The 22,982-nt window shown below is 40.6% G+C and carries 29 protein-coding genes and 1 riboswitch; of the genes, 26 read left to right on the top strand and 3 right to left on the bottom strand.

Features of this window, described 5'->3' with window-relative positions:
* Positions 1-307 precede the first annotated feature (307 nt).
* Both E7303_RS06015 and E7303_RS06010 read left to right on the top strand, forming a co-directional pair.
* The gene (locus E7303_RS06015; protein ID WP_292144299.1) at positions 308-1,015 is read left to right on the top strand and encodes a PBECR4 domain-containing protein; all 708 of its coding nucleotides are present in this window, start codon (positions 308-310) and stop codon (positions 1,013-1,015) included.
* A gap of 42 nt (positions 1,016-1,057) precedes the next feature.
* A complete protein-coding gene (locus E7303_RS06010) occupies positions 1,058-1,273 on the top strand; it encodes a hypothetical protein (protein ID WP_292144298.1) in 216 nt (71 codons plus the stop codon).
* A 31-nt stretch (positions 1,274-1,304) separates the two neighbouring features.
* Here E7303_RS06010 and E7303_RS06005 read toward each other — a convergent pair whose 3' ends face one another.
* Entirely contained in the window at positions 1,305-1,754 is a 450-nt protein-coding gene (locus E7303_RS06005; protein WP_292144297.1) for a cysteine hydrolase family protein, read from the bottom strand.
* Between the two features lie 97 nt (positions 1,755-1,851).
* On the opposite strand from E7303_RS06005, the gene E7303_RS06000 reads away from it, so the two are divergent.
* Positions 1,852-2,964: a putative glycoside hydrolase gene (locus E7303_RS06000; RefSeq protein WP_292144296.1), complete on the top strand. Its 1,113-nt coding sequence runs from the start codon at positions 1,852-1,854 to the stop codon at positions 2,962-2,964.
* 4 nt (positions 2,965-2,968) lie between these two features.
* Here E7303_RS06000 and E7303_RS05995 read toward each other — a convergent pair whose 3' ends face one another.
* Both E7303_RS05995 and E7303_RS05990 read right to left on the bottom strand, forming a co-directional pair.
* On the bottom strand, positions 2,969-3,187 hold the full coding sequence (locus tag E7303_RS05995) for a hypothetical protein (protein ID WP_292144295.1): 219 nt from the start codon (positions 3,185-3,187) through the stop codon (positions 2,969-2,971).
* 121 nt (positions 3,188-3,308) lie between these two features.
* On the bottom strand, positions 3,309-3,722 hold the full coding sequence (locus tag E7303_RS05990) for a hypothetical protein (RefSeq protein ID WP_292144294.1): 414 nt from the start codon (positions 3,720-3,722) through the stop codon (positions 3,309-3,311).
* 318 nt (positions 3,723-4,040) lie between these two features.
* Between E7303_RS05990 and E7303_RS05985 the strand changes: the two genes are divergently transcribed.
* From E7303_RS05985 to E7303_RS05875, 23 genes are all read left to right on the top strand, one after another.
* Positions 4,041-4,238, top strand: a complete 198-nt coding sequence (locus E7303_RS05985; protein WP_074885247.1) for a hypothetical protein — start codon at positions 4,041-4,043, stop codon at positions 4,236-4,238.
* Between the two features lie 13 nt (positions 4,239-4,251).
* The gene (locus tag E7303_RS05980; protein ID WP_292144293.1) at positions 4,252-4,461 is read left to right on the top strand and encodes a PspC domain-containing protein; all 210 of its coding nucleotides are present in this window, start codon (positions 4,252-4,254) and stop codon (positions 4,459-4,461) included.
* A 915-nt stretch (positions 4,462-5,376) separates the two neighbouring features.
* Positions 5,377-5,940: a GNAT family N-acetyltransferase gene (locus E7303_RS05975; RefSeq protein ID WP_292144292.1), complete on the top strand. Its 564-nt coding sequence runs from the start codon at positions 5,377-5,379 to the stop codon at positions 5,938-5,940.
* Positions 5,941-6,025: 85 nt separating this feature from the next.
* A complete protein-coding gene (locus E7303_RS05970; RefSeq protein ID WP_292144291.1) occupies positions 6,026-7,507 on the top strand; it encodes an ABC transporter substrate-binding protein in 1,482 nt (493 codons plus the stop codon).
* A 24-nt stretch (positions 7,508-7,531) separates the two neighbouring features.
* Positions 7,532-9,316 carry an MATE family efflux transporter gene (locus E7303_RS05965; RefSeq protein ID WP_292144290.1) on the top strand — a complete coding sequence of 595 codons (1,785 nt, stop codon included), beginning with the start codon at positions 7,532-7,534 and terminating at the stop codon, positions 9,314-9,316.
* 19 nt (positions 9,317-9,335) lie between these two features.
* A complete protein-coding gene (locus tag E7303_RS05960) occupies positions 9,336-10,238 on the top strand; it encodes an ABC transporter permease (protein ID WP_292144289.1) in 903 nt (300 codons plus the stop codon).
* A 15-nt stretch (positions 10,239-10,253) separates the two neighbouring features.
* The gene (locus E7303_RS05955) at positions 10,254-11,156 is read left to right on the top strand and encodes a carbohydrate ABC transporter permease (protein ID WP_292144288.1); all 903 of its coding nucleotides are present in this window, start codon (positions 10,254-10,256) and stop codon (positions 11,154-11,156) included.
* 63 nt (positions 11,157-11,219) lie between these two features.
* Complete coding sequence (locus E7303_RS05950; RefSeq protein WP_292144334.1) at positions 11,220-12,596, top strand: replication-associated recombination protein A; 1,377 nt, start codon at positions 11,220-11,222, stop codon at positions 12,594-12,596.
* Positions 12,597-12,736: 140 nt separating this feature from the next.
* Positions 12,737-12,811: riboswitch (cyclic di-GMP riboswitch) on the top strand.
* Positions 12,812-12,858: 47 nt separating this feature from the next.
* On the top strand, positions 12,859-13,827 hold the full coding sequence (locus E7303_RS05945) for a DNA/RNA non-specific endonuclease (RefSeq protein ID WP_292144287.1): 969 nt from the start codon (positions 12,859-12,861) through the stop codon (positions 13,825-13,827).
* A gap of 21 nt (positions 13,828-13,848) precedes the next feature.
* The gene (locus E7303_RS05940) at positions 13,849-14,421 is read left to right on the top strand and encodes a hypothetical protein (RefSeq protein ID WP_292144286.1); all 573 of its coding nucleotides are present in this window, start codon (positions 13,849-13,851) and stop codon (positions 14,419-14,421) included.
* A gap of 463 nt (positions 14,422-14,884) precedes the next feature.
* The gene (locus E7303_RS05935; protein ID WP_292144285.1) at positions 14,885-15,103 is read left to right on the top strand and encodes a hypothetical protein; all 219 of its coding nucleotides are present in this window, start codon (positions 14,885-14,887) and stop codon (positions 15,101-15,103) included.
* A gap of 368 nt (positions 15,104-15,471) precedes the next feature.
* On the top strand, positions 15,472-15,783 hold the full coding sequence (locus E7303_RS05930; RefSeq protein WP_029231752.1) for a hypothetical protein: 312 nt from the start codon (positions 15,472-15,474) through the stop codon (positions 15,781-15,783).
* Between the two features lie 70 nt (positions 15,784-15,853).
* On the top strand, positions 15,854-16,156 hold the full coding sequence (locus E7303_RS05925) for a Dabb family protein (protein ID WP_292144333.1): 303 nt from the start codon (positions 15,854-15,856) through the stop codon (positions 16,154-16,156).
* 89 nt (positions 16,157-16,245) lie between these two features.
* The gene (locus E7303_RS05920; protein ID WP_022775205.1) at positions 16,246-16,623 is read left to right on the top strand and encodes a zinc ribbon domain-containing protein; all 378 of its coding nucleotides are present in this window, start codon (positions 16,246-16,248) and stop codon (positions 16,621-16,623) included.
* Positions 16,624-16,627: 4 nt separating this feature from the next.
* Entirely contained in the window at positions 16,628-17,107 is a 480-nt protein-coding gene (locus E7303_RS05915; protein WP_292144284.1) for a MazG nucleotide pyrophosphohydrolase domain-containing protein, read from the top strand.
* Positions 17,108-17,123: 16 nt separating this feature from the next.
* The gene (locus E7303_RS05910) at positions 17,124-17,543 is read left to right on the top strand and encodes a DUF523 domain-containing protein (RefSeq protein ID WP_292144283.1); all 420 of its coding nucleotides are present in this window, start codon (positions 17,124-17,126) and stop codon (positions 17,541-17,543) included.
* 749 nt (positions 17,544-18,292) lie between these two features.
* The gene (locus E7303_RS05905; RefSeq protein ID WP_292144282.1) at positions 18,293-18,637 is read left to right on the top strand and encodes a hypothetical protein; all 345 of its coding nucleotides are present in this window, start codon (positions 18,293-18,295) and stop codon (positions 18,635-18,637) included.
* A gap of 592 nt (positions 18,638-19,229) precedes the next feature.
* On the top strand, positions 19,230-19,775 hold the full coding sequence (locus E7303_RS05900) for a GNAT family N-acetyltransferase (RefSeq protein ID WP_292144281.1): 546 nt from the start codon (positions 19,230-19,232) through the stop codon (positions 19,773-19,775).
* A 42-nt stretch (positions 19,776-19,817) separates the two neighbouring features.
* Complete coding sequence (locus tag E7303_RS05895) at positions 19,818-20,321, top strand: GNAT family N-acetyltransferase (RefSeq protein WP_292144280.1); 504 nt, start codon at positions 19,818-19,820, stop codon at positions 20,319-20,321.
* A gap of 197 nt (positions 20,322-20,518) precedes the next feature.
* Positions 20,519-21,079, top strand: coding sequence for a hypothetical protein (locus E7303_RS05890; RefSeq protein WP_292144279.1), 561 nt, complete (start codon positions 20,519-20,521; stop codon positions 21,077-21,079).
* The gene (locus tag E7303_RS05885; protein WP_292144278.1) at positions 21,042-21,383 is read left to right on the top strand and encodes an arsenate reductase family protein; all 342 of its coding nucleotides are present in this window, start codon (positions 21,042-21,044) and stop codon (positions 21,381-21,383) included. The genes E7303_RS05890 and E7303_RS05885 overlap by 38 nt, the downstream gene beginning before the upstream one ends.
* 55 nt (positions 21,384-21,438) lie before the next feature.
* Positions 21,439-21,792 (top strand): arsenate reductase family protein, encoded by a 354-nt coding sequence (locus tag E7303_RS05880; RefSeq protein ID WP_292144277.1) that lies wholly within the window; start codon positions 21,439-21,441, stop codon positions 21,790-21,792.
* Between the two features lie 116 nt (positions 21,793-21,908).
* Positions 21,909-22,457 carry a GNAT family N-acetyltransferase gene (locus E7303_RS05875; RefSeq protein WP_292144276.1) on the top strand — a complete coding sequence of 183 codons (549 nt, stop codon included), beginning with the start codon at positions 21,909-21,911 and terminating at the stop codon, positions 22,455-22,457.
* Positions 22,458-22,982 lie beyond the last annotated feature (525 nt).

Below are 22,982 nucleotides of genomic sequence, written 5' to 3'. Positions count from 1 at the left end.
GTATAAAATGATGATTGTCATATTGATATTTACAATCCTGCATGTTATATTTTAATTGCCAGATGAGCGTGCTCATCTTTATGGAGATAAGGAGCTTCTCCCACTGGTTCTGACAGTGTAAAAACTCGAACTCCGAGATGGCTTAATGTGGCGCGTGTCGTTATCAGGAGACCATCAAAACCTTTACGGATAGGTTAATCCGTGCCGCGAGGCAAGATGGCGGGCATCTATAAAATCAGAATATTAGAGCAAAGTCAAGTCCGATTGGATTACCAACCGGGCTTTTTGCTTTGAATTGGGGTAAGTAATGGCCAAAAAAAGGATTACGACGACTTCTTGGAATTATAACAGCATAAGAATCAAGTCTGATGAAGAAATAAAAGAACTTCTGTGTAAATCAGCAAATGCGTACTCGCTAATCTGCGATAAAGATGTAATGTTTATTTATAGAAAAAACTCCGAAAATGCAGAGTATAAGTATTACATTGTCAATTGTAAGAAGGAGAATTTTATCCATTTGGTGGGATGTAAGGTAAATAATTACGTTAATGCAGAGGCTTTCTATGAAGAATGTCTTAATCACGCAGAAAAGCCTATTGATAAAGAGCACATTACATATAAAGAGAGTAAGAAAACAGCATCAGCGAAATTAGAAGTGTTTCCGTCTTTGTTTGAGTATAGAGGTGTTAAGGCGTACAGGATGGGAGTTCATAACAAGATAACAATTAACAATCAGTTTGAAATGGCTATGGGAAATAATAAAGGAGTTCTTGGCTTTGATAAGAGGAAGAAAGGTATGATTCCAGTTCCTGTAACCATGCTGAACGGGATAATAGGTGATTATGCAACAGATTACTCAAATGTTATTGCTGTGCTTGTGAAGAATAGCTCAGAAAAGAGATTTAGGGAAGTAGTAGGATGTGTGACGAAAGGAATAGCAGTTTCAGATCTCCCAGCATCAATTAAAGATAAAATAGACTTTTCAGATGATGAGAGAATTGAAAAACCTGTTTAACATTTCGATTGAATAATTGACTTAAATAGCAGTTGTCGAAAGATGGCAGCTGAAAATGATTTTCTACTTATTTATGCGGAATCTGACAACGGCAAGAGGATTGACATCATATTTGAGTATGAGAAAGGCAGGGACTACTCAGAGCTTCGACATGCTTTAGCAGATCTGGCTGCAAAGTCACTGGACAATGCTCCAACGGTCAACACAGATGTGCTTACCAATTATGATCAGATGAAGGACTTATGTTTTATCCGATAACTGAGGGTGGGGATGAGCGAGTAACCACATATTAAACGGTGATTATTACGCCAGCATTTCTCAATTCGTTAAGCGTCTTTTCAAATATCTTTTCATTCCTGGCGGCTGTGCATTGTAGGTTAAGAGTTACTTTGTAGCCTGCATTGGCAGCAGCAAGGCATGTTTTCTTTATGCAACTGTTACCATCTACACCTATTATCTCAAGTTCAGTAACGTTCTGAATCTTTAGCTCTTTTACAAAAGAATCATTTGTAAAGGCGCTTGGAAATCTCTTTTCATAGATGTGATCTGAGACTATGAGGAGATCTTTTGCAAGTGCATAGCTATCATCATCTCCACTAATACCTATGTTGCGGACGTAGAAGAGTTGGGTTCCAGTTGATTTAGCCGCAGCAATCCTAGCGTTGATCCTTGGCAGCAGATCAGCGTCGTAGTAGTTTAGATATTTTTCTTGAACATCGATCACTAGTAGTATTTTCATATGTTAATTATAGTGCTAAGTTATGAAAGAAAAATAAAGTGACCGATATCAGGGAAAAGAATGATATTAAGAGTCACATTAATTGGTCAAGGTAGCTATGAAAAAGAAATGTTTTAAAATACTGAGTAAAAAAATAATATCGTTATTCCTGGTGCTGACAATGGCTTTGGGACTGTCTAAAAACGTATATGCTGAAGGTGATGAGACAAGCCTTCCATCGACAGACCAAATACATGGAATATATGTAAGTGCTTATGTTGCCGGTACAAAAAACATGATGGAAGAGATGATCACTCATATAGATGGCAGTAATATCAATGCCGTTGTGATCGATGTCAAAAATGATGAGGGAAACATCGTCTTTGACATGAAATCAGATCTTATCGATAAGCTTGGAGCCAAAAATATACTTGTGAAAGACATGCCAGGGCTCATTGATACTCTTCATGAGCACGGAGTTTATACTATTGCCAGATGTGTTGCCTTCAGGGATCCGTATATAAAAGATGTAGAACCTGAGTGGATGTTAAGAACTGCAGATGGCGAAATATATGAAGATAATAAAGGCTTTAATTGGATGGATCCAAGAAATGACGACGTCTGCGACTACCTTATCGAGGTTGCTCTTTCTTGCAAAGACGCTGGGTTTGATGAAGTTCAGTTTGACTATGTAAGATTTCCCACCGGAATAACCGAAGAAGACCTTGGCATGAACGGATATGGTAGGAGAAAGGCCATTAACGACTTTGTAAGGACTGCTCACGCTAAACTTAAGTCATCGGGCATGCCTCTGTCACTGGATGTATTTGGAACTGTCATAAACTCAAAAGTAGACAGAAATATCGTTGGGCAGGAGTATTCCTGGCTTTCAATGGGATGTGAGTATTTATCTCCGATGATATATCCATCGCACTATTATGAAGGAACAATGGGCAATGATTATCCTGATCTTTACCCATATGAGACGATAGATGCAGCCATGAAGTACTCAGAGACAGCACTAAAAACCGTTAATCCGAACGGAAAGAGAGTGCAGGCATCAGTCAGGCCATGGCTTCAGGGCTTTACCGCATCTTATCTGAAAAAATACCGCCAGTATGAGGCAGAAGAAGTAAGGGAGCAGATAAAAGCTGTTAATGATAATGGTATTGACTCATGGATCATCTGGAATCCGTCCTGCAAGTATCCATGGGAAGCGTTTACTGAATGAGACATTATTTTGTTTTTACAGAAATAAGTCTTAGATCACTGGTCCCAAAGAACAGTGAATTTCGTATCATACCTATCCTGAAGAGGTTAAATACATAAAACATAGATTTCATGATGTTTATAAATCCAAATGTACTTACAAGTTCCTCAACAGTTGGAGGATAGCCCCATCTTCTTGAGTGATTTCCGACGTATTCTGCTATTTTTGTTTCAAGTATTCCCATTATTGTAATCCCCTTTGTGTGCTTTTGTTATCGGCAGATATTACTCTGGTCGATATAAACATCTTATCGGCTTTGTGTGTTTGAAATGTTTCTGAAATATAAAGTATCCATAAAATCACTTTTACAACATTCTCTTTAGGTCATTTCGTATGCTTGTAACCTGATTTATAGCATTTTCACACTCACGTTTTGCCTTTCCAATCTGTGACTGGACGATGACATCCATTAAAAATCCGTCGCAGAAGAGATCTCCAAATGTAAGGAAGCCGTTAATATGCACAGATGAGTATCCATCTACGTCTCTTAGTTCTTTTGAGAATTTTTCGAGGGCTCTTTTGGCCTTATCTATTTCATTCTCAGCATCACTCATTTTACTGTGTTTTATAAGACCGCTGATAAATCCGCCACCAAGGGTGTCAAATAATCCCCATCCGCTTGCGCTGGAAAGGCACCTTTTGGCTCTTTCAAGGTGGTCAAGTGCAACATCAGCTGCTTCTATAGCTTCCTGTATTTCTCTTGTTCTTATATCATACATGGCTTTGCCTCCAAATTTTTGACAATAGTATTAAGTGTTAATGATATCTTAAAGCAACAGGGCAGATAATAACATCACTTATTGAGAAGGATAACGGACTTTATTCTCCTTTTTTAGCGAAAAAAAGTACCGCCACCGGGAGCCTGCCGCAGTGACGGTACCTTATCTTTTTGGAAGATTGTTCATCTGATATCTTCCTAAAATCGAAGAATAGGAGCTTCAAATACGCTAAAAATGTGATATATTCACACAACCTTATGGGATAAAATGTGTCTATAAAGAAATCAAAAATACGGCGGTTGCGAAAGGAGGATACCCATGAACGGATTTTGGAAAGGGTTCATTGTTGCGATGCTCATAGTATATGTGATTTCACCGGTAGATCTCATTCCCGGACCAGTAGATGATATTGTGCTGGTATTTCTTTCATACGTAGCCAGCAGGAGAAAAAATCTGGTTGAAAAAAGTGATGATGAGCGTATTGAAGTAATTGATGCAGATGGAAGGGAGCTTTAAGGAGGCATGTGTGATGGAAAAGAAATTATACAGAAGTAATGACAGAAAGATATTTGGTGTGTGCGGCGGTATTGCTGAGTATTTTGGATGGGATCCGACCGTGATAAGGATATTGTGGGTAGTCTTTTCGATATCCGGAGGTGCGGGAGCCGTGATATATCTTATTGCTGCGCTCCTCATGGAAAATCATCCTGATTATACTAGCAGGTATGATAACAGATAAGATACACATCCGCCATTAAGGATGTTGATATAGGGGCTCCGGGGCTTTCACTGTCCCGGAGCTCATTTTATGTCAATATGAATTGGATATTTAGAAGAAATCCAAATTAAGCGTAAGTTTTTTTAACATGTAAATATATTAAGCCGCTATATTTCCTGAATTAGGAAATGTAGCGGCGTTGTTTTAGGGAGGACCCTTCGGATATTCTCCGAAGGTGTGTGTGTTATGAAAAAGTATTATTTTGTGGGGGTCAAGAAGTTGTGTCCTTCTTGATGTCTTTATATTACGATTTGAACTTTAATTGAAATTAAAAATGTTATGAAAGAAGAATGAAGCATATACAAGTGGGATTTCATATAATGGTAGCCATACCTTGTTCGGTGCAAAAACACGGCAAATCTGCCTATATCAAGGAATTTGTGAAAGGAGCAGTTGATTTTTGGGTTGGTGCTCTGCCTATATTAAAGGGATAGGGAATAGAGGCAGTTGATTTTGCAGTAATTGTTCTGCCTATATTGTAAAAAGCGCTAGAGAGGCAGAAAAATAGGGCTAAAATTCTCTGCCTATATTTATAAAAAGTATAATAGAGGCAGAACCGGACGTCTAAAAAGCACTGCCTCTTTTTAAGAAAAATGCGATATAGGCAGAGCCATGCCTCTTAAATACACTGCCTATATTACAAGAATATGAATGGTAGCAGAAAGGGTGTTAAGAGGGATATTGGGTAATGGATACGATTGATATTGTTGTAAAGCGCATTAATGAAATGGAATCAAGGCGGATGGTGTTAGATTATATAGTCGATAAAATATATGTCTTTGATGACGAAATTATGATAACATTATTCTATAATGATGATAAAAGAACATTAGAATTTCATCTATTCTACAGGATAGTGAGGAATTATTGAATTATATGGAAGTTACAGAAAAGCAGTGGGCAGCATTTTTTCATGAGATCAATCCGGGCTTTTTCAACCCGGATCATGATGAAAGAATGCAGAAGGACAAAACTTCCTCCGAGATGTGTCTCGATCTGCGGAAGTTTGATGAAAACTGCTATGAGAAGAAATTTCCTGAAAATATAACATTCGGATGTTTGAACAAAGATCTCGATGAGCTGTTAGCGGTAGTGGAAAAGGTGATGCCGATCTGGGTCCCGCTTTTTGACGGGCGTACAAAGGTATATTGCGGTTTCGTGGATGGGAAGATTGTCAGCTTTTGCATGGTTGAGGATTTGGGAGAGCATATATTAGCCGGAGAGAGGGTAAAAATCGGTAGCCCGGGATGTGCCGGAACGTTACCGGAATACCGCAATCGCGGAATTGGAACGGTCATGCTCCGTAATGTGACGAAGATCCTCAGGGATGCGATGTATGACTATAGTTATGTCCATCATACTTATGAGACCGAATGGCTAAAAAAACTCGGATACGAGGTGGCTCTGCGTTGGGACGACAGAGGCTTCATCTGGTCTTAAAGTGAGCGCAAATATTAACAATACAGTTGTTTGAGGACATCGTTTAGAGGATTGAATTTGATGAGATTAAATAGGAGGCTTTTGTATGAAAAATAGGTTTATCGCGCTTTTTCTTACAGCGTTCATGATGATCACGGTGTTGTCAGGATGCCAAAATGCATCTTCAGGCAAATCGGACACTTCTGCAGATTCTTCGGATAAGGTTGAGATCAATATATATCACTGTACATTTAACATAGCATCGGCCGATAGCGCAGAAGTTCAGGTAATCGAAGATGCGATCAATGACTATATTGCAGACAAGATCAACGTCAAAATAAAACTCACGGATTTGGGCCAGGGCGAATATGAAGACAAATGCAATCTTGCCATAGCAAACGGCGAAGCGAATCTTTTCTGGACTGCCAGCTGGATGGGCAGCGTGTCCACAGATAGTCTTGTATCAGGGAAGGCCGCATATGACTTGAGTGAATTACTTCAGGGAACAGATTTATATGATTCCATACCCGAAGCAGTATGGGAGTCTTCCCAATATAACGGAAAGGATTATTTTATTCCCTGTTATAAGGAGTCATCAGAAGGATATGATCTGGTTTATCCCACGGAAAAAGCCACAAAATACGGATGGGATCTGTCGTCTGTTAAGAAATTGGCGGACCTCGAACCCATGCTTGAGCAGATGAAACAGGATGGAGTGAAGTATCCGCTGCTTTTGCAGATGATGCCTTTCTTTAGTAAATTCTACCTTGACGATTATGAATTCATCCTGGGAAGTACGCTGATTGCTGTTGACCGTGATACCAATGAAGTGGTGGATTGTCTCACACTTCCCGAATACAGAGAATTTCTTGATCTCATGAGCAGGTGGGGAGAAAAGGGCTATATCAGTGCAGAAGAAGCCACAAAGACGGTACCGGAAACTGCGATTAATACCACTGACTGGGGCTTTGCAGCCTGGTGGGATGTGCCGGTCAATGAGGAAGCCTCAGCAACCTACGGACAGGACTGTGACGTGATCCATATGACAAAGAATTATCTCAATTCCACGAGTACACTGGGCTCGTGCTTTGCAGTCTCCTCTGCAAGTACGGAGGAACAGGCAAAGGCTTGTGTGGATTTTTTGGGGTTGATGTATACGGACCAGGTATTGGCCGGATTATTCACCTTCGGTATTGAGGGAACCGATTATGATGTTGAGGACGGTGTTGTTGTCAAAAAAGGCGGACTCTATGATCACAGCTCTTGGGAATCAGGATCGATCGTGTCGACTCCTCTCGAGGTCGGTGACCCTGAAAACAAAGTGGAATTATATGAACAATTCAATAAAAACTCCGAGGAAGCACTTGCAAACGGGTTCCGGTTTGACTTTTCTCCCGTAGAAGCCGAGTGGTCAGCGTGCAACAGCCTCTTTGACCAATATGGCTATGTACTTGAGCAGGGGGGATGTCCCACAGCGGAAGTGGATGCCAGACTGGAAGAGTTCCGGTCAGAGCTTGATGCTGCCGGATACCAAAAGGTCCTTGCCGAAGTCGCAAAACAATATGAGGCATGGAAGGCTTCAAAATAAAAAATAAGGATCAGTCACAAGATTATGTCTAAAGGAAGATATTCCAAGGGCGCTGATAATAAAGTGCTCGAAAAACTTTTTTTCAAACTGTTGCCGGTGCAGATCGTGCTCATCGGAATGGGCTCCATCAATTCCATCATAGACGGAACCATTGCCGGGCATTATATTGATGAGAGAACAGTGGGTGCTATCGGTCTGTTTTACGCGGTGATAACGATCATAGGAGCAATCAGTTCGATAATACTCAACGGCGGAGCAGTCATCAGCGGAAATCATATCGGACGCGGGGAGATTAAAAAGGCCGGCGGCATCTTTTCACTCTGCATAGTTCTTGCCCTTATGCTTGGTGTGATAAACACGCTGGTATGTATCTGCTTTCCCGAACAGATTGCCCTTTTTTGCGGCGCGGATGATTCCTTAAAAGAAAGTGTTGCACAGTATGCAAGGGGATATTGTATCGGATTTATCCCTATGTTTTTGGCAGAGCAGCTCTCGTATTTCCTTCAGGTTGAAAATCAGAACAGGAGAAGCTATGTCAGTGCTGTTGTCGCGTTTTTCTGTAACATATTCCTCAATCTTTTCTTCGTTGAGGTGCTTAATCTGGGGATCATTGGGCTCGCATATGCCACCAGTGCCTGTAACTGGATATTTTTCCTGATATTGGCATCATACTATTTTTCAGATAAAGCACAGTTACAATTCAGTTTTAGGAATATTCCCTGGGAAGAGACCATTGACCTGATCAAGATAGGAAGTCCCTCTGCTTTGGAGCAGTTCTATTTGGCTGTAAACAGCCTCACGATGAACAGGATCATACTGAAATACGGTGGAGAGCCGGCTCTTTCCGCAAGGTCTTCACTGGAAATGCTCGGGGGATTTTTCATTGCATCACAAGTGGGGTGCGGTTCTGTCATTAAAACACTCTCCAGCGTCTATATCGGTGAGGAGGACAGGGATTCCATCAAGTATCTGATGAAGCTGGTATTTACGAAAGTTATGGCCCTGACCTTTGCAATCATGATCTTCATGATGCTGTTTGCCGGAACCATGGCGCACATATTCTTTCCGGACAAAACCTCTGACACCTACATCCTTGCCAGGCAGCTGTATATGATCTATGCGCTTGCTCTTCCTTTGATACTTGTGAATCAGATACAGTCCAATTATCTTCAGGCAACAAAAAACAACATTGCGTCTCATGTCTCATCTTTGGTGGATGGTTACTTTGCGACGGTTATCCCGGCGGTTATCCTGGCTCCGGTGGTCGGCATCCTCGGTGTATGGTGGGCGGATCCAATCGGAGGAGTGCTGACCGCACTGGTTTATCCTGTCTATGCCATCATTTTTTGGAAACATATTCCAAGGAGTAGCGATGAGTGGCTGTTATGGAGAGAGAATTTTGGGGTAAAAGAGGATGACCGGCTGTGTATTGAGATAACCAGCATGGAAGATGTCATAGGATTTTCTGCGAGAATACAGAACTTTGTGAAAGAGAGGGGATTTTCTCACAGGACAGCCTTTTTCTCTGCGCTGGCCTTGGAGGAGATGGCCGGCAATATTGTCAGCTACGGGTTTGGTGACAATCGTAAAAAGTATGATATGGATGTAAGGGTTGTCTCAACGAAGAACGGCGTATTGCTCAGGATCAAGGACAATTGCAAGGCCTTTAATCCCGTGGAAATGAATCAGATCTTTAATCCCGAGAATCCTTTCAAAAACATCGGGATACGTATGATATCAAAAATAGCAGATGAATTTTCGTATCAGAATACCTTCGGACTGAATGTTCTGACTATCATGATAAAATAGTCTTTAGGAGGGCAACAGGATGAGCTTCATGAAGAAACTTTGGAGATTCCGGGCACTCATCTTAATGGCGCTTCCCGGATTTCTCATCCTTTTCTTTTTTGATTATATGGTTATGGGAGGCTTGGTACTGGCCTTTAAGGATTTTGATTACAGTCTGGGAATATTGAACAGTCCGTGGAGCGGACTTGATAATTTTAAGTTTCTGATCGCATCCAGATCCACATTTTTTACCATTACACGTAATACACTTATGTATTACGTGATATTTACGGTTACGGGAATGATCCTGGAGATCAGTCTGGCCATAGCGATGGATCAGCTGGTTTTTAAAAGGGTCGGGAAAGTGATGCAGAGCATATTTGTGATCCCGGTATTTATATCATTTACCGCTGTGCAGTTCATTGTTTATGCGTTCTTAAGTCCTGATATGGGAATGATCAATCATCTGTTTGGCTTATCTGTGAGATGGTACCTGGAGGCAAAGTACTGGCCGGTGATTCTGACTATCGTAAAACTGTGGAGCAGTACCGGCTATGGAGCGGTGCTTTACATGTCAGTACTTGCGGGGATCGATCCTGAATTGTATGAAGCGGCACAAATGGATGGGGCGGGGAAGTGGCAGCAGATATGGCACATCACCCTTCCCTTACTGAAGCCCATGGTTACCATAATGCTCCTTTTATCTGTCGGAGGGATCATGCACTCTGATACGGGGTTGTTTTATCAGGTGACAAGGAACAGCGGATCGCTATATAATACTACGCAGGTTCTGGATTCGTATATTTTAAACGCCGTTTTCCATAACGCTGATTTCGGATTTACTGCGGCGGCATCGTTTTTCCAATCGGTTGTCGGAGCCATTCTGATCCTACTCGCCAACGCGGCGGTGCGCAGGATCAATCCTGATGATTCTTTGTTTTAGGGGGTGGCGGAATCGATGCAAAAGAAAAGAAATAAAAAGATAACAACCGGGGAGCTGGTTCTTTTTTTGATGTTGCTGCTATTGACGATTGCCGTAGCAATTCCAGTCCTGTTTGTCTTTATAGCTGCATTTACTGATGAGACTGTCCTTGCAAATGAAGGATACAGACTATTTCCTTCCACTTTGTCGCTGAATGGTTTTCGTGTGGTTTTAAAATATGAGAAGCAGCTATTCGTATCCTATGGAGTAACCATATTTGTCACAGCTGCAGGAACCCTATTCGGAATACTTGTTATGAGCATGTATGGATATGTCCTGATCAGGAAGGACTTTCCCTTAAGGAAGTTTCTGACGGTATTTCTCATGATTCCCATGCTTTTCAGCGGCGGACAACTATCAATGTATATCGTATACACATCTCTTTACCATATGAAGGATAATATTCTGCTATTGATATTGCCGCAAAGTGTGCAGACCATCTATGTCATTATCCTAAGGACCTATATCGCAAGCAGTGTGCCGGGGGAGTTAATGGACTCTGCCAGAATTGACGGAGCCGGAGAGTATACCATTTTTTTCAGAATTGTATTTCCGCTTATGAAGCCGGCATTGGCATCTGTTGGATTTATGATGGCAACCATGTACTGGAATGATTGGCAGAACGCTCTTCTTTTTATGGAGAGTAATAAAAAGAAGCCTTTGCAGCTTCTTCTGATCAATATACAAAGGAGTATAGAAACACTTTTATCAAACAGAAATATCCCTTCCACCGCACTTGCAGCCATGCAGGGAAGGGTTCCGCAGTACTCCGCGACAATGGCGACCGTCGTGGTAGTCATTCTCCCGGTTATGATCGCATATCCCTTTTTTCAGAAGTATTTTATTAAGGGACTTACGATTGGTTCCGTTAAGTACTGATCTCTGTTATTTATATCTCTTTTGCTACAAAGAGTAAAATTGAACAAAGGAGCATATGCTGATATGGATCTCTTTGAATATATGGCAGGCAATAGAAAAGAAAAAGAAGCGCCTTTAGCTGCAAGAATGCGCCCACAGACACTTGATGAAGTTGTGGGGCAGGAAGATATAATCGGCGAAGACAAGCTGCTTTATCGTGCTATAAAGGCAGACAGACTAAGCTCAATAATCCTTTATGGACCTCCCGGGGTAGGAAAGACAACACTTGCAAAAGTGATTGCCAATACTACCTCGGCAGATTTCCATCAGGTCAACGCTACAATAGCCGGTAAAAAAGATATGGAATCCGTAGTTGAGACTGCCAAGAACAACCTTGGCGGATATGGAAGAAAGACAATTCTTTTCATCGACGAGATACACAGATTTAATAAGGCACAGCAGGATTACCTGCTTCCATACGTCGAAGACGGCACACTGATACTGATAGGTGCTACTACTGAGAATCCTTACTTTGAAGTGAATGGAGCGCTTATATCAAGGTCAAGGATATTTGAACTAAAGCCTCTCTCTAAAGAAAACATTCTGACTCTCATAAAAAGAGCTTTTGAGTCAGACAGAGGTGTAAAGCAGTATAACGCAGAGATAACGGATGAAGCGGCAGATTTCCTTGCAGACATAGCAGATGGCGATGCCAGAGCGGCGCTCAATGCAATAGAGCTGGCAGTGCTCACCACAAAGCCTTCAGCAGATGCAAAGATCCATGTAGATCTTGCGGTAGCAGAGGAATGCATCCAGAAGAAAGCGATTCGCTATGATAAGACCGGTGATAACCACTATGACACCATAGCAGCATTTATAGAATCCATGTGCGGATCGGATCCTGATGCAGCACTTTACTATCTTGGACGCATGCTTGCTGCAGGAGAGGATGTTAAGTACATAGCCAGGAGAATGCTGGTTGCAGCATCTGAGGAGGTTGGAAACGCGGATCCCATGGCAATATGTGTTGCATCATCAGCCGCAATTGCAGTTGAGCGTGTCGGAATGCCTGAAGGAAGGATCATTCTTGCCCAGGCAGCAACCTATATAGCCTCTGCGCCTAAGTCCAATGCAGCTTATCTCGGGATAGAGAAGGTATTGCAGACAGTAAGAGAAACCGGAAACCTTCCAATCCCTCCTTATCTGCAGGATTCCTCATATAAAGGAGCTGCCAAACTTGGAAGAGGTGTAGGATATAAATATGCTCACAATTATCCCAATCATTGGGTAGAGCAGCAGTATCTCCCGGATGCAATAAAAGACATGACATTTTATGAGCCTAATGATATCGGTCATGAAAAAGATATAAAGGAATATTTCAGAAATATTGGAAAAGATCCACAGAGGTATGAATATAAGGATCCTTCCAAAGAAGGCAATCCTGAAAGACCGTGGGAATGAAGAATTTATTATGATGAAGAGCTGCCTTACCAATAAACCTGAAATTACCACTATTACGGTGGGAAAAGACATATTTTTAATGTTTTGTTAATAGAAATTTGATTGATTGAATATAACATGGGCACTACAATGTTTGTAGTGAAATACTTAGGTAAAACCGGAGTGATCCGGCGACACAAAGCTACAGGGACTTAATGAGTCAGCCAGCTGCAACTACACACCGCAGCTTTGCGGTGTTTTTGTTTTATAAGAGGAAGAACTGATGAGGGAAAAGAGAACTGCTACAAGTACATATGCGCTGATAATTGCTTTCGAATTGCTGATATGTACAGTTTTCTCGCTCAATCTGTCAGCGATTCAGGTAGAGGCAGCGGAATCAGCAGCATCTTTTGCCGGAAGCGCATCAGTAGCTATAAATAATAATGTTCCAGAGTTTACGGCGGATGAAATCACCACAGATTCTTATGAAAGCTATGGAAATTTTGATTCGCTTGGACGATGCACAGCAGCAATGGCCTGTGTTGGCAAGGACATAATGCCAACTGAAGAGCGTGGTTCTATCGGTTCTGTTAAGCCCACGGGCTGGAACCAAAACAAATACCCGGGAATTGTAAATTCTGAACCGCCATATCTTTACAATAGATGTCATCTCATCGGATACCAGCTGACTGGCGAAAACGCTAACGAAAAGAATCTTATAACTGGGACAAGATATTTTAATATCGAGGGAATGCTTCCCTATGAGAACAGGGTTGCCGGATACGTAGAATCAACTGGAAATCATGTGATGTACAGGGTTACGCCAATCTTCTCAGGTAATAATCTCCTTTGCGATGGTGTGAAGATGGAAGCTTACTCTGTAGAAGATGGCGGAAGTGGAGTAAGTTTCAATGTATTCTGCTACAACGTACAGCCTGGAGTCCTGATCAATTATGCAGATGGCAGTAACCAGCTTGATGAAGGCTTTGTCATAACTTCAAATGAGACAGAGCAGGAGATCACAAAAAGCTCGCCAGTTCAAACTGAAACAGCAGTTGAAGCACAGTCTGAGCAAGCCGACCAACCTCCCCAGAGTGCAAGTTATATTGCCAATAAAAATACCAAGAAGTTTCATTATCCGTCATGCAGCAGTGTAAGTGACATGAAGGAAAAGAATAAACTTTATTATGAAGGTTCAAGGGATGACCTTATAAATCAGGGATACGTTCCATGTAAGAAATGTAACCCATAAGAACACCAGGAGGGACAAGAAATGAAGTATCTTATCAAGAAACAGTTATTAACAGTGGTATTAGCTGCAACAATGGTATTTGGAGTTTTTGCTCCTGCAAAAGTGGCTTTGGCAGCAGGAACTACGGCTTCAGCAACAGCAACGGAATCAAAAGAAGTACAGGCCTTAAAGACCTACAAGGGAAACACCACAACCTTTAATGCCTATGACTACTATATAAATAACGTGGATCTTCAGACAGCCATAGGCGCTGATGGAGATGCTCTTTTAAAGCACTATAATGAACATGGAAAAGCTGAAGGCAGGGTTGCTATAGCAGCCACAACTACAGCTTCTGATACAACTACATCGACAGCAGGAACAGCTTCTAAGGGAACAAAAAGTAATGGCGGAAATGGTTTCGATACTTATAATATCCCGTCACAACAGCAGACTGAGGCATCTTACGTTCTGAATACCAGCACCAAGAAGTTTCATTACCCATCTTGTAATGACGTTAAGAAAATCAAACCTGAAAACTATGCGACATCTTCATTAAGCCGCGATGATATCATTGCCCAGGGATATTCTTCTTGCGGACACTGCCATCCATAAGCAGTAGTATTTAGGCGATTGAGTTCCTATAATAACATAATACCGAAAAAAGTAAGGATGTATCTGATTGTAGCTAAAACTGCAGTCAGGGCATCCTTTTATTTTGGCAGCTAAATGGCTGAATATACCATACAGAACAATACAATATTAACTTGAATATCGATCACTAGTAGTATTTTCATATGACAATTATAGCGCTAAGGGATTAATGAGAATATATTAAGCCGCTATATTTCCTGAATTAGGGAATGTAGCGGCGTTGTTTTAGGGAGGACCCTTCGGTGCTTTACCGAAGGGGTGTGTTATGAAAAGTTTTGTTTTATGTGGGGTCAAGAAGTTGTGTTCTTCTTGATGTCTTTATATTACGATTTGAACTTTAATTGAAATTAAAAATGTTATGAAAGAATTATGAAGCAAATACAAGTGGGATTTAATATAATGGTAGATAAGTGAGGAAAAGGCTATGGTTGGTAAATATCTAGTAATAACTTTGTGTGGTAGCACACGTTTTAAGAATGAATTTATGGAAGCACAGAAGAGACTTACATTGGAAGGCAACATCGTTATCAGTGTAGCCATACCTTGTTCAGTGCAAAAATACGGCAAATCTGCCTATATCAAGGAATTTGTGAATGGAGCAGTTGATTTTTTGGTTGGTGCTCTGCCTATATTAAAGGGATAGGGAATAGAGGCAGTTGATTTTGCAGTAATTGTTCTGCCTATATTGTAAAAAGCGCTAGAGAGGCAGAAAAATAGGGCTAAAATTCTCTGCCTATATTTATAAAAAGTATAATAGAGGCAGAACCGGACGTCTAAAAAGCACTGCCTCTATTTAAGAAAAATGCGATATAGGCAGAGCCATGCCTCTTAAACACACTGCCTATATTACAAGAATATGAATGGTAGCAGAACAAAAGCTACTAGAAAGTTCAATTGGAATATAATTCAAGATAATTGACGAGGGCAGTAGTAAAACAGAAAGATTTTTTTTTATAATTAGTTGATAGTATATGAAGACTTCTTGATTGATTTGATATTGGAGGGAAAACAATGATTAAGATTTACGGAATGCCTACATGTCCCTACTGCGATTACATCCATGAGCAGATAATTGGGCGTGAGAATGAATTTGAGTATATTAACATCGGCGAGAATATCAGGAACATGGGAGCTTTTACCAGACTTCGCGATACCAATCCGGCATTCGATCATTCCAAGGAAATTGGCGATGTTGGCATACCAGCCTTTGTTCTCGAAGATGGCAGTATAACTCTTGATCCTGCGGTTGTGGGCTTAATTGAATATGGAACACCTGATGCTTGCTCTATAGAAGACCATAAAAGTGGAAGGAAAGGGTGTTAAGAGGGATATTTGGTAATGGATACGATTGAGCGGAATAAGGAATTTGATGGAAAGGATAAAGGGAACGAAAATGGTTAAGCATGTGATTTTATGGACACTTAAGGATGAGCTTTCTGCAGAGGAGAAGGTGGCTATCAAGCAGGGAATCAAAGAAGGGCTTGAGGGATTAAAGGGCAAGGTCCCCGGGATTGTTGATATCAAGGTTAACATAAATGGCCTTGAATCCTCTAACGCAGACCTGATGCTTGATTCAACTTTTGAGAGTGTAGAGGCACTTAAGGGATATTCTGTGCATCCTGAGCATGTAGCAGTGGCTGATTCCAAGGTAAGACCTTATACCAAGATCAGAAGCTGTCTGGATTATGAGGTTTAAGGCAGGATAAAGCAGATAGTCAGAGATCAGTTCTTTTTACAGCAAAACTCTGAGCTTGCAAAATATATAAAACAGGGGTGAAGAGATAAATGTTTTTTATCATGGGAATCACAGATGGCAGGAAAGATTTTAACTTTAATCAGCTGATCACTTGTTCCATCTGCGGGAAATATGGACGTTTCAACGTGTTTATGACATATACAGTGCTGTCTCTTTTCTTTATACCGACTTTCAAGTGGAACAGACATTACTATGTGCAGACTAGCTGCTGCGGAACTGTTTATGAGCTTGATCCGGAGATTGGTAAGATGATTGCCAGGGGCGAGGAGGTAGAGATACTGCCAAGTCATCTGACTCAGGTAAGCAGTGGAAGAGGATTTACTACTGGCTATAAGAGATGCAGGCAGTGCGGATACGAGACAACTGAGGATTTTGATTTTTGCCCGAAATGTGGAACGAGGTTTTGATAGAATGACAGAGATAAGCAGGCTGAAAAGTATAGTAGAGACGCTTCGAAGTGAAAACGGCTGTTCCTGGGATAAGGTGCAGACACATTCCAGCTTGAAAGCTGCGTGCATAGAGGAAGCAGCGGAAGTTGTTGGAGGAATCAACATTCTCGAAAAGACTGGGGATGCGGCAAATCTAAGGGAAGAGCTTGGGGATCTGCTGTTGCAGGTAATGTTTCACTCTGTAATCGCAGAGGAAGAGGGGCTATTTACTTTTGAAGATGTTGCAAAGACCATTTCAGATAAGATGGTCAGGAGACATCCGCATGTTTTTGAGGGCGTGAAATATGCTTCAGAAGAAGAACTTCACGAAGCCTGGGCTGCAATAAAGAAGGAAGAGAAGAAAGGAAGAGAGTGGGAAGCAGATTACCTTGAAGGGGCTTTCAATGAGGCATCTGAGCTTATTGAAAAAGCTAAGGAGCGTAAGGGGGTTAAGAGCCAATGAAGGATGGAAAACTGTAATGGTCATAGCTGTTAGCGCATGCCTTTTGGGGGAAAACTGCAAATACAATGGTGGGAATAACTACAGCGAGAAGGTTAAGGCTTTCTGTGAAGGGCACGAAGTGATTCCTATATGTCCTGAAGTGATGGGAGGCCTTCCTACACCAAGAATTCCTGCTGAGATAGTGAACGGAGTTGTTACCAATAAAGAAGGCAAGATTGTTGATAAAGAGTTCAGATTCGGAGCAGAGGCGGCCTTTAAGAAGATTATGGATTCTGGTGCTGAAGTATGTATTCTTCAGTCAAGAAGCCCAAGCTGCGGAGTAAAAGAGGTTTACGATGGCTCTTTTACCGGAAAGAAGATCACAGGTATGGGAGTGTTTGCTCAGATGGTTAGTGAAACTTCAATTAAGATGATTGATGTGGAGGATTTGGACTGATTAAGATAATGCTAAAGGCACCTTGTCCGTACATCTCACGGAAAATGAGTTATTTTGCGGAGTGAGGTTCTAGTTGGAGTGAAGTTTTAGCGAGGTACGGATAAGATTAGTCTTAAAGCATGATTTTATCCGTGTTTTTTGCTCTTCAGGATTTCCTTTGCATGATGAGTACGGATAAGTTGGTCCATTAAAGCCAATCTTATCCGTAAACCAAGAATCAAAATCACCAAAAACCTAAAGAGAACAAGGAGCATTACTGCATATTAAATGAAATCCTAGAATGTGCAGTAGTGCTTTCTTTTGAATACTGTATCATTTAAAAGAACTGTATTCATACAGTAACGTGATCACTGTAATTATCTTGGTTTTCAAAATCCTACAGTAAATGTAAAAAATAATTACTGTAGATCTGTAAATTATCTTATTCCTGCAGTAGTAAATTTGGCAGGACTAATCAATAAAAGAAAAATAATACTGTATCAATAATATTTTTTGCGTTGGTGCAGTAGTGGGAATAAATAATTACTGTATCAGCAGTTAAAATCTCTTTTGTACAGTATAAATAGCAAAAACCTAGAAAAAGTACGGATAAATCGGTTCATAAAAGCCAATCTTATCCGTACGATCTGTAATCCAAGAAATTCTGAACACTAGTTCGCAGATAAAGAGACCTTTTTTGGACACCTGATATGGCAGAATAGGATTATCAAAAAACGGGATTATCAGAAAAGGAATGGAGATTGTGAATTATGAAAAGAACAATATTAAGTGTTTTAGTAGCAGTAATGATGATGGTAGCGGCAGTGGGAATGTCATCTATATCAGTAGAGGCAGCAGATAAGAAGACAACAACCAGTTATTCATCAAGTAAGAAGAGTTCTAAGAAGAAAACAACAAGCAGCAAGAGCTCATCCAAGAAGAGCAGTTCTAAATCTTCAAAGAAATCCTATGATTCTTACGATGTGCACAGTTACAAGTCAGCCCAGGACTTCGCTGATGATAAGTACGAAGAATTTTATGATTACGAAGATGACTATGAAGATGAAGACGAAGCTTATGATGCCGCTGAAGATTACTGGAACGATAACTATTGATGCGTGGCTGAGAGGAAAAGAAAACAAAATACCTGGAAGAGCACTTGGGCTAATACTTCGATGCTTGATATAGCGTCGAAGTATTTTTGAATATAATTAGTTGATAGTATATGGAGGCCTTTGAATGAAATGAAAAAACATATTGACAGCAAGTTGTCAGATAATTATACTAACAACTAATAATTTTCAGAAAGAGAGCAGCTATGATTAAGAGTATCCTCGTCAATTCTAATATGGTCAATAATGAATCCGTGAAATACAATCAGGGATCTGTTTTTGATATGCATGATGAGGAATAGTTACAATAGAGCATAGCTGTATTTTAATTATGATATGTGAGCCTCATCAGACAGTCGTTTGATGGGGCATTTTTATATCATAGGAAATTGCTTCCTATGATATAAAAAATCGCTCCGCTAAGGAAGCGCACTACTGTGTATGACATTTCACTAGGCTCGAAAAAACCTCGCCAAGTGATCTGCACATCGCGCGATTGGAAGATGTTGCATAAATGCAACCGCGCTCGGCGCGAGAATGTCGCAAGCGACATTCTTTTTTAGCAGAGGCACATATAGAAAGAAGAGGTGGAAAAATGGTTTTTGAAGAAAAAGAGTATATGCTCGGGGAAAAGAAAATATTGCTTCGAAGCGCTAAACCTGAGGAAGCGCAGCTTCTGGTTGATTATCTGAAAACTGTTTGTGGGGAGACAAGGTTTCTTCTCTGCGACCCTGATGAAGTAAAGTACACGGCTGAGTCTGAGGTAGAGTTTATCAATGCCAAGAATTCATCTGAGGATTCCATGCTGATGCTTGCGTTTGTTGATGGAGAATATGCGGGCAACTGTTCTTTTCAGCCTATAGGAAGCAGACGCAGGGCCAGGCATCGTGTAGATATCGGAATTGCTCTTTATCAGAAGTACACTGGATTTGGACTGGGACGGCTCATGCTGGAGCAGCTTCTTTTTACAATAAAAGAGCTGGGATATGAGCAGGCAGAACTTACGGTAGTTGGTGGTAATGACAGGGCATATCACCTCTATGAGAGCCTTGGCTTTAAGGAGTGCGGAAGGATACCGAAGGCAAACAAGTATCAGGACGGTACTTATGCAGATGATATTCATATGGTTAAGGAACTGTAATAATTCAAGATAAGCAGTTATCCGGGAAAGTGAGGAGCAGTAATGGAACTTCGAAGAATAAACGTTGACGATGCCAGATCACAATGGGAATACACAACAGAGCTACCTACCGATGAGAACGGGTTAACTAATCCATATCACGGCGTTTCATATGATGAATATATAGCAAATGTACTTCCGACTCTCATATCTTATGAGCATCCTGTAAATATGCCAGACTGGTTTGTACCTGAAACTTATTACTACTTATGGAACGAAGGAAAGCTGGTTGGAGAGTTTCGTATCAGACATCATCTTACAGATACTCTAAGGAACGGCGCGGGACATATTGGTTACAGCATCAAGAGGAATGAAAGAGGAAAAGGGTATGGGACAGCCGGCTTAAAGCTTACTCTTTCCGAGGCCAATAAGATTATCCCCGAGGATGAGATTTACCTTCGTGTCAATAAAGACAACATCGCATCTCAAAAGGTAATGCTGAATAATGGGGCATACAGAGCAGGTGAAGACGAGGATCATTATTTTATGAGGATAAAAAAGTACTAATTTAAAGAAATACTTGGTGTAAAACTGCCACTATCCAGTATGTTTCAAATAGTGGCAGTTCAAATTGCGGTCGTAGTTCTGCCTATATATGTGAATAGTACGATAGAGGCAGAAAGACAGGCTTGATCTTACGCCCAAATGGTAGATAGAATAATTTGGGGATAATCAGTCATAAATAAATGGAGGAGTATATTACTATGGAAAATCTACTATATCTTAATGCACTAATGCCTTATGTTTACCTGATACTTTTTTATACTTCAAGTAAAATTCAAGATAGCTGGGGAATGCTATATGGCATTTGTTTTGTAGGAATGCTTATTGAGATAATTTTCACCTTAATAATCTCGATGCTATCACATGATAAAAGTAAACTTGCGAAGGTGAATCTGATAGTAAAACTGATACAAATTCCATATTATGTACTGTTTTTTATAGTAGCGACGGGGATTTTTACAATCTTAATGGCTTTGGCAGGTGCAGGGATTTTTGTTTTACCAATACTTATAGCGATAGATGCTGCGGTATTTGCTACAACAGTTATCCCAGCAGAAATATGCACGATCAGGCTTAAAATGGATAAAAAGATATCTCTAACCAAAATGATATTTTATCTGGTTGCAAATGTATTGTATATTATTGACATAATCACAGCGTTTGCAATAAGAAACGAGTATAAAAAGCTTTCAGATGCTTTAACACAAGGAGTTTTAAAAAGAGATGAATATACAGATCTGGGGCACCAAAAAGTGCAATGATACAAAGAAAGCGGAGCGCTTCTTCAAAGAGCGCAATATAAAGTTTCAGTTCATAGACCTGAAGGAAAAAGAAATGAGTAAGGGTGAGCTGAACTCTGTTGTCAGCGCTGTTGGAAGTGTCATGGACATGGTCAATACTGAAGCCAAGGATAAAGACACTGTAGCTCTGATCCAGTATATTGCTGATGAGGACAAGTTCGACAAGCTTCTGGAAAATCAGCAGATCATCAAGACACCTGTGGTAAGAAACGGCAAGCAGGCAACTCTCGGCTACCAGCCGGATGTTTGGAAGAAGTGGCAATAATAGACAGGCGTTACAGAAACTTAGTTTTGCAAATATAAGATAGGAGGCATAAATCATGGTAAAAGTTTATTGTTATTCTAAATGCACTACTTGCAAGAAGGCGCTGAAATGGCTTGATGACAATAGCATTAAATACGAGAGCCTTGATATAAAGGGGCAACATCCTGACCGTGATACGATAAAGAAACTCAATGCTAAAAGTGGACTTCCTTTGAAAAAGTTTTTTAACACCAGCGGACAGCTGTATAGAGAAATGGAACTGTCAAAAAAACTTCCTAATATGAGTGATGACGAGATGCTTGATCTGCTGGCATCAGATGGGATGCTTGTAAAAAGACCATTGCTGGTCACAGATAAGAGAGTGCTTGCTGGATTTAAAGAGGCTGATTGGAAAGAGGCTTGCTTATGATCATGTAATGAAAGAACACATGATAGGACAGTATGATGAGTTGAGAAAGAAAAAATCTCGCAGAAACAGTAAGCTATAAGGATGATAAAGGAAGATAAGTACCAGTAGATTGACAGATGATGATAAGGAAAACAACTGAGAAAGATATTGAAAGATTAATGGATATATACGCTCATGCCCGCAAATTCATGGCAGAGCACGGAAATCCCAATCAGTGGGGAAAAAGAAATTGGCCACCCAAGGCTCTTATCGAGGCCGATATCAAAAATGGTTGCAGCTATGTCTGCGAGAATGAGCAGGGAGTTGTGGTAGGAACATTTTTCTTTTCCCAGGGAGAAAACATCGAGCCTACATACATGAACATTGATGATGGAGAGTGGATTGGGGATAACCATTACGGGGTGGTTCATAGGATCGCTTCTGATAGTTCGGAGAAAGGCATCGGCTCTTTTTGCATCAGATGGGCTCTGGAGCAATGCGGCCACCTTCGGATTGACACTCATGGTGACAACAAGGTCATGCAGGGAATGCTGGCAAAGCTCGGATTTACCCATTGCGGAACGATATACGTTTATGAGGATAATGATCCGAGACTGGCCTATGAGAAGATAGTTGACTCTTTTGATTTAAGTAAGGATAGTGAGTTTCTAGCGAGGTACGGATAAGATTAGTCTTAAAACATGATTTTATCCGTACTATTTGGCTCTTTAGGACCTCTTTTGCGTGATGAGTACGGATAAGAAAAGAGATACATAGATAAATTATCCGTATATCAAGAATCAAAATCATCAGAAACCTAAAAAATGTACGGATAAGTCGTCACATAAAAGACAATCTTATCCGTAATTCAAGAAATAAAACCGCTAAAAACCTAAAAAAATACGGATAAGTCAGTTAATTAATGACAAACTTATCCGTAAACCAAGAAATTCTGATAACGAAAATCCTGATAATCAAGAAAGTCTATAACAAGACAGATTTTAAATTATAAATTATTCGCTTATGTTCGTGGATTGGATGAATAATATGAAGCCGCTACATTTCCTAAATGAGGAAACGTAGCGGCATTATTGTAGGGAGGACCCTTCGGATTTCCACCGAAGGGGGTGTGTTATGAAAAAGTATTCTTTTGTGGGGTCAAGAAGTTGTGTTTTTCTTGATGTCTTTATATTAGAACCTGAACTTTAATT

Source organism: Butyrivibrio sp. (assembly GCF_015056685.1).
Classification (GTDB): domain Bacteria; phylum Bacillota; class Clostridia; order Lachnospirales; family Lachnospiraceae; genus Butyrivibrio.
Note: the sequence above shows the minus strand (reverse complement) of the source record. Positions and strands in the feature narration are given on the sequence as shown.